The following is an 11,907-nucleotide window of genomic DNA, read 5'->3' on the forward strand; positions in this document are numbered from 1 at the left end:
TGTATCGCCCTTGCCCGCCCACCCGCTTTCGCGGTTCATTCGCTTTGAGTACTGTCGTACTCAACCCTTCGGGAACGCTCTTTCATATACGAGGATTCTGAGGATCTAACAGAAGCGATTAAAGCTAGGTTATAAGTTACCTAAGGGTGAATTGTTGTATCGCCCTTGCCCGCCCACCCGCTTTCGCGGTTCATTCGCTTTGAGTACTGTCGTACTCAACCCTTCGGGAACGCTCTTTCATATATCAAGATTCCGAGGATCTAAAAGAAGCGACTAAAGCTAGGTTATAGCATTAGTTTAATTCAGAACTTGCTGCTTCAGCTGTAAGCCCAACCTTCATTCAAAATCAATAACACCAAATTAACAATATGATCATCCAGCACATTTAAAATCGTAAGATCAAAACCGAAACAATCTTACCACACATATAACAAATCCATACTTCCATGTGTTATATCTGCATGTCGAAGAAAGATGCAACACAGTGGATCGAAGAATTGATCAAGAACCGAATTCCGTTTGTGCTATTCAGGGAACCAGGTGCAGAAGCCAGAATTATCATCCAAAATAAGCCATTGGATCATTACGAAGGTACAAGCATTAATAAACCCGGTTTCTACATTTTTCCGTTTTCTACGAAAGAGACTAGCAAGCCAATTCACTTTTCAGATGATACAAATATTCTTTATTCGGAACTGGCCAACTTGAACATTGACCTCCACAAACTTCCCAAGTCCAAGATTCCGAAGCAAGACATATATGAAGTCAGTAAAGAACAATATGTCGAAGATCTGAAAACCTACTTGAAAGCATTTAATCAGAAAGACCTTAAAAAAGCCATTTACTCCAGAGTCCAGGAAGAAGAACTTGATAGACCACTATACATTGATGAGTTTTTTAAAAAATTGTCGAATCAATACCCCAAAGCATTTACTTATGCCATGCATATTCCCGGTGATGGAATCTGGATAGGTGCCAGTCCTGAATTATTGCTTTCTTATGCTAACCAAAAAGCCAAAACAGTCGCACTTGCTGGAACATTAAAAATTGACCACAAATATGCTGCGCCCCAGTGGACAAGAAAGGAAATTGACGAACATCGCCTGGTTGAAAAATACATTATCGCCCTTTGTGAATCTCAAGATTTAGAATTTGTTAAATCACAAGTCAGGACATCCAGCACAGGAAAAGTTTACCACCTCAAGTCAGATTTCACCCTCCAAATTCCTCTGGAAAAAATTCAACAATTCCTTGAAAAATTACACCCAACACCAGCCATATCCGGACTCCCGCAAAAAGAATCTTTAGATCTGATATATGAAGTTGAAAAATACGAAAGGTCTTACTACTGTGGATTCTTAGGATATGTAGAAGGACCCGACAAATTCAACCTTTACATCAACCTTAGATGTATGAAAATTACCGGTGATAACTACTATTTGTTTGCCGGTGGAGGGATTACTCCAGAATCCGATATCGAAAAGGAATGGGAGGAAACAAAAGTTAAAATGTCTACATTGACCGATTTATTAGAAAAGGATGCCAACTACGAAGAAATCAGTCCAATCTCTTGTTAAAATTTGTGAGTCTAAGGGAATCAGCAATATTGTCGTTTCTCCTGGTTCCAGAAATGCTCCCCTCGCCATAGAGTTTGACAACAATAAGTCATTTACTCATTTTCAAATCACAGACGAACGGGTCGCCGGATTTTTTGCGCTGGGATTGGCCCAACAATCCTCAAAAGCATCCGTCATTTGTTGTACGTCTGGGACTGCGGCATTGAATTATGCACCTGCTATCGCTGAAGCATACTACCAAAGAATTCCATTGATTATACTGACTGCAGACCGTCCTGTTCAATGGATTGATCAGGGAGCAGGACAAAGCATGAGACAACTTGACCTGTACTCCAACTATATTCTGAAGAGTTTTCAGCTTCCCCAAAATATTAAGTCTTCAGAGGAACAGTGGTATAACGATAGAATAATAAACGAAGCGATCAACCTTGCACACAATGCTGTGCCCGGACCTGTTCATATCAATATACCTTTAGAAGAACCTCTTTACGAAACAGAAGAAAATGAACATGTTCCAAAAATCATCAAACCTGTTGAAACAAAAAGAGCGCTGACAGCAAGAAGCCTCGAAGAATTGCAGGCAATCTGGAAGATTCATGAGAAGAAAATGATCATCTGCGGAATGCTGCCTAACAATCCTGTGATCAATCAAAGGATCAATGAGTTGGCTAAGGATTCTTCAGTGGTCGTACTATGTGAATCTCACTCCAATGTCAACGGCCCCATCATTTTTCAATGTATTGATAGGTTAATTGAGAGTTTTGACCGCAATCATATAGAGCCATATACTCCTGATCTGCTGGTTTCCTTTGGTCATTCCATCATTTCAAAAAAAATTAAATCTTTGTTGGCCAGCCTTCCCATAAAATCCCATTGGCACATTGACAGCATCAATAACCCAAATGACACTTTCCAGCATCTGACACATCACATTAAAATGGCTCCAGCTGATTTCTTAACTACTTTTGAACCACCTTCTCAGGACAGCTTTTCTGAGTTTCAAAGTAAGTATGACGAAAGAGAGAAATTATGTTGTAGTGCACATGATCGGTTTATCCAATCAGCCGCTTTTAGCGACTTAAAAGCATTCAGCATCATTTTGCCTCACCTCCCACGAAATTCCATGTTGCAGATGGGCAACAGTGCTTCTGTAAGGTATGTACAACTATTCAATCAAAGACCGGACATTTCCTATTTTGCGAATCGGGGAGTAAGTGGGATAGAAGGCTGTACCTCCACCGCATGTGGCGCAGCTTTCAATTACCTGGGAACCACGACTCTAATTACAGGAGATCTTAGTTTCTTGTATGATAGCAATGGACTTTGGCATAACTATATCAATTCTAACCTGAGAATCATAGTCATCAACAACCAGGGAGGCGGCATCTTTAGAATTATCGATGGCCCTTCGAAAACCAATCAATTAAGCAATTACTTCGAGGCCCATCATGATATGACTGCAAAAAAGAATGCAGAGAAATTTGATCTAGAATACGAAGCTGTCCATGACGAAGCATCACTTGCGCTCGCTCTGGAAACTTTTTACCATTCATCAAGTAAGGCCAAGATTTTAGAGGTATTCACTCCTCGTATCATCAATGACAAAGTGCTTAAAGATTATTTCCGTTTCATTTATAAAGAGACCCATTAATGAGAGCGCGATACCACAAAAAAACATTGCACTTTAAAAAACCCAGCGGTACATCCAGGGGTGTCCTGCATGAAAAAGAGAGCTATTTTATTATTCTTGAGAATGGTGCTGGACAAAAAGGAGTAGGAGAATGTAGCGTACTGAAGGGTTTGAGCCTGGATGATCGGCCTGACTATCTGGATCAATTGAACCACATCATAGTTGAAATCAACGTTGAGAGACCAATTTCGGAAATTTTAGAAAGTTTAGACTTGTGGCCATCTATTAAGTTTGGTTTGGAGAGTGCGCTAATAGATCTTGAAAATGATGGCGTACAGATTTTATTTCCATCTCAATTTACATCCGGAAATGCTGGCATACCCATCAATGGTCTAATCTGGATGGGTGATAAAAATGACATGCTCTCACAAGCACAAAACCTTTTAGAACGAGGCTTCACTTGCTTGAAGATGAAGATAGGAGCCATCAACTTTGAAGATGAATTGGAAATTATAGCGCATATCAGAAATACTTTTTCTGAAGAGGATTTAATTTTAAGGGTGGATGCCAATGGGGCATTTTTACCAGACCAAGCCATTGAAAAACTCAAAAGGTTGAGTGAATTCGGATTGCACTCCATAGAACAACCCGTCAAGGCTGGTCAAATTGAACTGATGGCTGAACTTTGTGAGCATACGCCACTCGCAATAGCATTGGATGAAGAATTGATCGGTTCTTCGACATTTATTCTCGATCAAATCAATCCTCAATACATCATATTAAAACCAAGTTTATTGGGTGGTTTAAAAAGCAGTATGAAATGGATACGAGATGCTGAGCAAAAAGGCATTGGCTGGTGGGTTACCTCAGCCCTAGAAAGTAACATTGGCCTAAACGCCATAAGCCAGTGGACTTATACACTTCAGCCTATCGGTCATCAAGGTCTCGGTACTGGTAGTTTGTATACTGATAATATTGCTAGCCCTCTTGAGATCCGAAATGAAGAAATTCACTACAACACCTCAAAAAATTGGGAACTAAATGAGTTTTTCTGAGGTATTACAAAAGTGGGTTAGCGGAGAAGATTTTATTGAAATCAAGACTTCAGGAAGCACTGGTCAACCCAAGACCATTCGCTTAAGCAAAAGTAAAATTGAAGCTTCTGCCAGAATGTCTCTGGAGTATTTCGATTTAAAAAAGGGCGAGCAAGTGCTGTTGGCACTTCCCACTAACAAAATAGGTGGCTTTATGCTTGCTATCAGAGCCATCATCGGGGGCCTAAAAGTATTAGAAGTTGTACCCAAATTAAACCCCTTATCTGAAATTGTTATTAAAGAAGAGATAGCGTTTTGTAGTTTGACCCCTGCCCAATTAAATGCCATTTTAATAGACGAACATGCGAGCACACAGCTTCGGAAAGTTAAGAAAGTACTTCTTGGTGGCTCAGATATTTCACCTCACACATTGGCACAAATTGAAAAACTACCCAATACATTCTACCACAGTTATGGTATGACAGAAACCATAAGCCATGTGGCCGTGAAAAACTTAAGTGAAAAACAGGATTTTTTTCATGCCTTGAGAGGGGTTTCATTTGCTGTACAGAAAGACAGCAGACTGTTTATTCACGCTTCCAAAATTCTGGACGAACCGTTGCTGACCAATGATCTTGCAATAATAGAAGGATCAAAAAAAATGAAGTGGATAGGGAGATCTGACCATGTTATTAATAGCGGAGGTGTCAAACTGATCGTAGAAGAAATCGAAAAAAAAATCCGCACACACTATCCTGGTGAATTTTATCTCACAAAGGAAAGTCATCCTATTCTTGGAGAGCAACTGGTGATGGTTGCAAAGGAGAACATTGCTGCAGAAATTTTTAAGTCACTCAGTAAATTGGAAATACCTAAAAGTATTTTCGTCACCAGTGAATTCCAATACAGCGAAAATGGAAAACTACTGAGGCTTTCACCTCAGCAGTTGATGGAATTATAACTTAGAAAATTTAAGGGTCTCAACATTTCCTACTTCATCTGTAATAACTGCCACGAAATGACCCTTCTTCTGTCCGCTAAGATTAATGAAATGTTGGTTTTCATTTGATTTTAATGCGTCCTTGTAAATTCTCACTCCAGCCATATCAAAGATTTCTATACTTTGTAAGTTTTTCTTCGATCGTATGGTTAATTGTTCGTCATTTCTGTTAAAATTGACCGTCATAGATTGATTGCTTCTAAAGTCTACTTGTACAATTTCAGAATATCGCTCATTGCCATTGTAGTCCACTTGCTTCAATCGGTAATAATTCAATCCGGAAAAGGGATCTCTGTCTACAGCATCGTAGTCAATTTCTGTAGATGAATTACCTTCTCCTACTACAAATGCGAATTCCTGGAAAAACTTACCATCATTGCTCTTTTCGACATAAAAGCCTTCGTTGTCAGACTCAAATTGGGTTGCCCACTTCAAAACTGTCATATCTCTTTCTTTTTCAGCCGTGAAATAAGAGAAGGTCACAGGTAAAACGCCCGCTGCATCATATTTACATGTCATTTCAGATTGAATAAAATTGAAAGTTCCTGCAATCGTGCCATCATAAGAGGAACAATTGCACGGACCCGCTTTGGTATAGATCACTTCTGTACCTGAGCAACTAGATTGTGCAATGTAAGTCCCGTTCGATTCTTCATGTGAACTTTCTGAAATGACCAAGATCTCGGCAGGTGCAGCTATTGCCTTTGAAGCAGCATCTGCGCTTGGATATTCAATCAGAATGCAGGAACCTTCCTTCATCGTGTTCATGGTAGGGCAAACATCCTGTGCACTTAGGGAGCTAAATGATCCCACGATCAATAGCAAAATCATTGTAAAGCCTGTAGTTTTCATAAATTTTAAGTATTTAATAAGTAATATGAAAGAAGTAACATAAACTATGCCTAAAACATCATATTAATGTATTTTATAAGACATAAATAACTGTATTAAAATCTTTTATACTTTAAAGATAGTTTTAATATGAAGAAAAAAGAATTTGTAGTGGTAAACTTTATTAGTTAAGGTGTCTTTATAGATGATAGAGTTTTATATAATTGCGATGCCAACACTACAACTTGTGAAGAAATGATCGAAATGAGAGGAGCGATTCAATATGCACATCAGGAAAAATATCCTGGTCGTTTTGTAAGCTTACACCACGAAGATCAAATTTTCACGATTTCAGCGGACAACCAGTGCCACCTTAGAATCGAATTGATGACACCTAAAATCATTCGCTTCAGGTATGCCGTCAATCCCTTTTTCCCAGCCGACTTCTCGTATGCCATTGATCCCACCTTTAGTAAACAAGAAGTGAGTTATGCGTTGGGAGAGGAAAGCTCCAAAGTAATCATCAGAACCAACCTGCTGGAAATACATATTCTGAAAGATCCCATTTCTGTGCATATTTACGATCATCAAGGAGTACTTCTTTGCTCTGACGAAAAAGGCTTTCATTGGGAATCCAATTACGAATATGGTGGTGAAATGGTAAAAATGAGTAAAACAGCATTTGTCGACGAAGCTTTTTATGGCTTAGGAGATAAAACCACTGGTCAGAACGTGAGAGGGAAGCGATTCACGAATTGGGGGACGGATCAATTTGGATACCACAGGGGATCAGATCCCATGTATAAAAACATAAACCTTTACTATAGCTTCCATCAGGGTAAGTCTTATGGAATCTATTTTGACAATAGCTTCAGAACGCATTATGACATATGTCATGAAAGAAATGAAGTAGTCAGTTTCTGGGCTGAGGGAGGTGAAATGGACTATTACTTTTTGCATGGTGATGACCTTTTAGATGTGAGTAGTCAATATGCAAACCTAACCGGAGTCCCTGAACTGCCACCGATGTGGGCTTTGGGCTACCAACAAAGTAAATGGTCTTACTACCCGGAATCGAGGGTGAAGGAAATTGCTGCCAAATTAAGAGCAGAGCGAATTCCGTGCGATGCCATTTATCTTGATATTGATTATATGGACGGCTTTCGCTGTTTTACCTGGGACCAGGAACGCTTTCCTGAACCCAAGGAAATGGTCTCTGAATTAGGACAGGACGGTTTCAAAGTCGTGGCCATCATAGATCCGGGAATCAAAATTGATTTTGATTACGATGTTTTTCAAGAAGGCTTAATTAAAGACTATTTCTGCCGCAGATCTGATGGACCGCATATGAAAGGCAAGGTATGGCCTGGAGAGTGTTATTTCCCTGACTTTACCAATCCCGAAGTTCGAACCTGGTGGGCTGGTTTGTTTGGAGATCTGGTGGCCAATGTTGGACTTTCCGGAATTTGGACAGACATGAATGAACCGGCCATTTTTGAAGTCCCATCCAAAACTTTTCCACCTGATGTGCGACATCACTATGATGGTCATCCCTGTTCTCATCGAAAGGCCCATAATGTTTATGGTATGCAAATGGCCAGAGCAACTTCAGAAGGGTTTCAAAAGTTTGCAAAAGATAAAAGACCGTTGATCATCACTAGATCCGGTTTTGCAGGAATGCAAAGATATAGTAGTACATGGACAGGTGACAATTTGGCCAACTGGGAACATCTGTTTTTAGCACACATGCAGACCCTCAGATTAAGCATTAGTGGTGTTTCTTTTTGTGGTTCTGATGTAGGTGGTTTTATTGATCAGCCTTCAAGTGAATTATTTGTGCGATGGATGCAATTGGCTATTTTTCATCCATTCTTTAGAAATCACTCTTCCGGAGATCATGGTGACCAGGAACCATGGACATTCGGGGAGGAAGCCACAAAATTAGTAAGAGAGGCCATAGAGTTAAGGTATCGATTGCTGCCCTATATCTATACTTGCTTTTATGAGCACACCATAACTGGAAAGCCCATACTCAGGCCGGTCATTTTCAATGGCAGCATGAAAAAACCCTATTTGAGGAACAATAACGAATCGGGATATTTAGGGGATCACCTTTTTTATTCCCCTATCATGAAAGAGGGCCAAAAAGAAAAGAATATTTTTCTACCTGAAGGGGTCTGGTACGATTTCGAATCAAATGCATACTTTGCCGGTAATCAAACCCATGCTATCCCCTCTCCGCTGTCTAAAATTCCCGTTTTCTTTAGAGAAGGTGCCGTGATACCATTATATCCTGTTTTGCAGCATGTGGGGGAGCATATTGTGAATACCGTAACTTTAAAAGTTTATTATAGTAGGAAGGTTACAGAAAGTAGCTTTTATCATGATCGAGGTGATGGCTTTGACTATAAAGCCGGGGCCTTTCGCTACACGAAGTTTATAACTGAAGGAAATCTCTCAAATTTTTCATTGACACAAACTTATGAAGGTCAGTTTACTCCGGAATTCAGCAAATATAGAGTTCACTTTATTGGACTGTCCGCGTCCGAACTTTCTATAAAGGTAGATGGGAATAAGGTGGATTATTATCAACGATTAAATGGAAATATTGTAGAGATTGTGGTTAAACAAAGTTTTTCAAAAATAGACATCCAACTATAAACTTACATCGAATGAAATTTTTAGTCGCTAGTATTCTTTTTTGTTCTATCCTTATTTTCAGTTGTACAACATCTGAAAAAACTCAATACTCAGATGTTTATGAAAATATGCCCGATGAAATGGAGGCTGTACTTGAGGCTCATGGCGGACTGAAACAATGGCAAAAAATGAAGGCCATGACTTATGAGTTCAATCGCGGCGACAAAAAGGAATTGCACAAAATCGATCTTAGTAACCGGAAAGTGCGATTAGAGGGTGGAAATTGGGTCATTGGATATGATGGCGAAGAAGTTTGGGTGAGTCCAGATAAACAAGCTTATGGCGGAAATTCAGCCAGGTTCTATCACAACTTAATTTTCTATTTCTATGCCATGCCGTTTGTTCTGGCTGATCCCGGAATTAATTATGATGTTATGGAGCCTGCAGAAATCAAAGGAAAAACATTGAATAGGATAAGTATTTCTTACAACAACGATGTGGGAGATGCTCCGGATGACGAATATATTTTGTGTTATGACCCCGACACCAAAAAGATGGAATGGCTGATGTATACAGTTACTTATTTCTCAAAAGAAAAGAGAGACCAATACAACGCGCTGCATTATAGCCAATGGAAAGAAATCAGTGGCCTTTTGCTGCCGGAGAAAATGTCTGGATACAGAACTTCAGGAGACACCATCACAGAAAAGAGATATGAAAACTTGTTTCAAAACGTGGAGTTGATGCAAGAATCATTTGATCAGTCTATTTTTGAAATGCCTGCTGAAGCAGAAATCGACAGTTTAAAATAGGTCTTTCTCACCCAGTTCAAATCTACTAACCACCTTCTGAGCTATAGTTCGGTCACAAACTGATTGCCATTAATCGATATTCTCTAATCCTCTTCCTCTATGATCTGGGTATTGAATCCAATGGGATTAAATCCGGCCTTTTGCTGTGGTTCATCATCATCGTAATCCTCCCAATCGGTCACGTCCTTTAGAAAAATTTCCATGTGTCTATAGATGAAAGGTTTCTTCAACTCATCTGGCCTCAAAATTTCAATGGTTTTAGGAGGCCTGGGGTCACCGTAACCTTCGATGTGTGGAAGAGATTCCATAACCAATACTTTTCCATTGAACAATTGCTGATAAATAAGTGCACCATTGCTTTTGATCATAGGGCGCTTCACCGTCTCGTCTACCTTTTCAGAAATACCGCTAGTGGTCCTTCCTAAATTGAAAACAATCAATTCCATATTCTCCACTTTATCCTGAACTTCTATTTCTGCATCGAGTCCCGTTTTAGATGAGATATTTTTAAGCGTTTTCATAATCAACTCTTTCAATCCGTCGTGCCAGTCTTTTCTATACTGCTTAGTGTTCTCTAAAATTTCGTGATATTTCTTTACTTTCTGTTGAATTTTAATCAAGTCGCTGTCCATCTTATTACTTTGATATTTACTTCTAGTGCCAATGTAATAAAGTTAGTGTCAAAATGTTCTATTAATGGATTAAAACAAATGCACAATATCTAAATTTCAATCATTGAACTGCAGCAAAATTTCTGGCGATTACTGTTTCCACTTTTACGCCTTCTATCCTACTCTGCAACCAGGAAATGATATCTAAATAAAGGAAAGGCCTCCTTTCGAAAGGCATTTGGCGAATGACGACCAATTTGTCCCTCAATATTCTAAATTCCTCATCCAATTCTTCCTGCTGAATACGAGGTGTTTTCCTTAAAAATTTAAAAATCTCTTTTTGTACTTCATGAAGATCATTCATCTTCGATAAAAAGCGGAAGACCGACTTGATTTGATAGGATATTAGCAACTCGTTTCCCAATTCAAAGTGAGCGATCAAGTTCAGAATTCTGGCAAAGCTCTGTATGTCTTCACGAACCTTGGGGAAATAATTATTAATGATCAAATTCAAATAATGAATACATTCCTCATTTTTCCCTGCTCCGAAATATAGACAGGCGATCTTATAATAAAAAACCATTATTCGATGCGGATCCCAATTATACTCATTGGTTTTTAGCAATTGTTCCAGCTTGGGAATTGCTGCCAAACCTTCTGTAAAACTACCCTGCATATAGTGTAAGTTAATCAGATGCACGTTCTCGAAAAGCAATAAAAGGGACTTCACATTCCTATTTATTTGATACTGCTCCTGCGTATCGAGGTTTACTAACAGTTGATAATTCTCTTTAAACTTTCGATATTTCCCTGCCAGGAATAAAGCATTTAAAACGTTATGCAAGCCCTTGATATAAGAAGACATCTCCTTCTCTATCATTGCCGGATACTCCAAAAATAAGTTGACCCACCTCTGTGCGTATCTATAGTAATTAAGAAAGTCATGAATCATATTGGAATACCATACATGCGATTGGAAATAATACATCTTCTCGTAGAAATCGAGATCCTGCAAATCATAAGAGGGCATCAACTTGTCAAAATAATCTGTCACATATCTATAATCACTTTTGTTCCTGATGTAACCATGCTTAAGATATAGTCCATAAAGTTGCAAGGAAGCTGAAGATAGGTTGGCAGACTTTTGGTTTCTGTGGATCAGGTAGTGTGATATTTCATCCAGCTCCAGTGCCTTTGCTGACATGCTTCCAGTAATATGCTGAGACTCAATATGCTTCTCAAATTCAACCATATTCTGAGCTACCATATATTGCTTTTTTTCGATGGCCAGATTTTTTGCTTTATCCAGTATCTCCAGACTAGCTTTATACATTCCTTTGTCGTATAGAACATAGGCATAATCCAGTTGTTCGCTGAGATATATGTCAATGTTATTGCTTCTGTGGTAAAGTCTCAGAGAGGCAAGCAATTGTTTGTATAGATGTGCTTTAATGTTTGCAATTTGGCTTCTTTTAATACCTGAAATTTTCTGAGCAATGATTTGATCTTCCTGGTTTTGGTATTTGTCAAGAAAGTCAAAGAGTTGGATAAAAAGGGGTTCTCTCGATCCATTGGTTCTTTTGGACATGAGCTTAAAATGTCGTTTTTCGGCCTGTGAAAGCGAATTAATTAACTGGATGAGTGAAGAGTTATGATTACTTGACATCGTACTTTAAATAACTATAACTATCTATTTAACAATATTTTATGATATCTCTATTTTCATTTGAAATCGTAAGATAATGGAATTTTGAATTGGGAAATGTAAAACA

Annotated in this window: 9 protein-coding genes; 6 read left to right on the forward strand and 3 right to left on the reverse strand. The window is 38.9% G+C overall.

Annotation, left to right across the window (positions count from 1 at the left end):
- The first annotated feature begins 461 nt into the window (after positions 1-461).
- From L2567_RS20060 to L2567_RS20075, 4 genes are read left to right on the forward strand one after another with little or no spacing between them, the layout of a single operon-like run.
- Positions 462-1,577 (forward strand): isochorismate synthase, encoded by a 1,116-nt coding sequence (locus L2567_RS20060; RefSeq protein ID WP_235299645.1) that lies wholly within the window; start codon positions 462-464, stop codon positions 1,575-1,577.
- Positions 1,540-3,228 (forward strand): 2-succinyl-5-enolpyruvyl-6-hydroxy-3-cyclohexene-1-carboxylic-acid synthase, encoded by a 1,689-nt coding sequence (gene menD / locus L2567_RS20065; protein WP_235299646.1) that lies wholly within the window; start codon positions 1,540-1,542, stop codon positions 3,226-3,228. The genes L2567_RS20060 and menD overlap by 38 nt, the downstream gene beginning before the upstream one ends.
- Positions 3,228-4,262: an o-succinylbenzoate synthase gene (locus L2567_RS20070; protein ID WP_235299647.1), complete on the forward strand. Its 1,035-nt coding sequence runs from the start codon at positions 3,228-3,230 to the stop codon at positions 4,260-4,262. The genes menD and L2567_RS20070 overlap by 1 nt, the downstream gene beginning before the upstream one ends.
- Complete coding sequence (locus tag L2567_RS20075; protein WP_235299648.1) at positions 4,249-5,202, forward strand: AMP-binding protein; 954 nt, start codon at positions 4,249-4,251, stop codon at positions 5,200-5,202. Before L2567_RS20070 ends, L2567_RS20075 begins: the two co-directional genes overlap by 14 nt.
- On the opposite strand, the gene L2567_RS20080 is transcribed toward L2567_RS20075, so the two are convergent.
- Positions 5,197-6,093, reverse strand: a complete 897-nt coding sequence (locus L2567_RS20080) for a T9SS type A sorting domain-containing protein (RefSeq protein WP_235299649.1) — start codon at positions 6,091-6,093, stop codon at positions 5,197-5,199. The genes L2567_RS20075 and L2567_RS20080 overlap by 6 nt on opposite strands.
- A 234-nt stretch (positions 6,094-6,327) precedes the next feature.
- On the opposite strand from L2567_RS20080, the gene L2567_RS20085 reads away from it, so the two are divergent.
- Both L2567_RS20085 and L2567_RS20090 read left to right on the forward strand, forming a co-directional pair.
- On the forward strand, positions 6,328-8,733 hold the full coding sequence (locus tag L2567_RS20085) for a glycoside hydrolase family 31 protein (RefSeq protein ID WP_235299650.1): 2,406 nt from the start codon (positions 6,328-6,330) through the stop codon (positions 8,731-8,733).
- A gap of 11 nt (positions 8,734-8,744) precedes the next feature.
- Positions 8,745-9,524 carry a DUF6503 family protein gene (locus L2567_RS20090; RefSeq protein WP_235299651.1) on the forward strand — a complete coding sequence of 260 codons (780 nt, stop codon included), beginning with the start codon at positions 8,745-8,747 and terminating at the stop codon, positions 9,522-9,524.
- A gap of 83 nt (positions 9,525-9,607) precedes the next feature.
- Here L2567_RS20090 and L2567_RS20095 read toward each other — a convergent pair whose 3' ends face one another.
- Positions 9,608-10,156 carry a hypothetical protein gene (locus L2567_RS20095; protein WP_235299652.1) on the reverse strand — a complete coding sequence of 183 codons (549 nt, stop codon included), beginning with the start codon at positions 10,154-10,156 and terminating at the stop codon, positions 9,608-9,610.
- Positions 10,157-10,256: 100 nt separating this feature from the next.
- On the reverse strand, positions 10,257-11,723 hold the full coding sequence (locus L2567_RS20100) for a hypothetical protein (protein WP_235299653.1): 1,467 nt from the start codon (positions 11,721-11,723) through the stop codon (positions 10,257-10,259).
- Positions 11,724-11,907 lie beyond the last annotated feature (184 nt).

The organism is Portibacter marinus (assembly GCF_021533195.1).
GTDB classification, from domain to species: domain Bacteria; phylum Bacteroidota; class Bacteroidia; order Chitinophagales; family Saprospiraceae; genus Portibacter; species Portibacter marinus.

Bases quoted from the DNA above. Each gene is read 5' to 3' on its own strand.
- L2567_RS20075 (WP_235299648.1), top strand. From the start codon at position 4,249: ATGAGTTTTTCTGAGGTATTACAAAAGTGGGTTAGCGGAGAAGATTTT.
- L2567_RS20085 (WP_235299650.1), top strand. From the start codon at position 6,328: ATGATCGAAATGAGAGGAGCGATTCAATATGCACATCAGGAAAAATAT.
- L2567_RS20060 (WP_235299645.1), top strand. From the start codon at position 462: ATGTCGAAGAAAGATGCAACACAGTGGATCGAAGAATTGATCAAGAAC.
- L2567_RS20100 (WP_235299653.1), bottom strand. From the start codon at position 11,723: ATGTCCAAAAGAACCAATGGATCGAGAGAACCCCTTTTTATCCAACTC.
- L2567_RS20070 (WP_235299647.1), top strand. From the start codon at position 3,228: ATGAGAGCGCGATACCACAAAAAAACATTGCACTTTAAAAAACCCAGC.
- menD (WP_235299646.1), top strand. From the start codon at position 1,540: ATGCCAACTACGAAGAAATCAGTCCAATCTCTTGTTAAAATTTGTGAG.
- L2567_RS20095 (WP_235299652.1), bottom strand. From the start codon at position 10,156: ATGGACAGCGACTTGATTAAAATTCAACAGAAAGTAAAGAAATATCAC.
- L2567_RS20090 (WP_235299651.1), top strand. From the start codon at position 8,745: ATGAAATTTTTAGTCGCTAGTATTCTTTTTTGTTCTATCCTTATTTTC.
- L2567_RS20080 (WP_235299649.1), bottom strand. From the start codon at position 6,093: ATGAAAACTACAGGCTTTACAATGATTTTGCTATTGATCGTGGGATCA.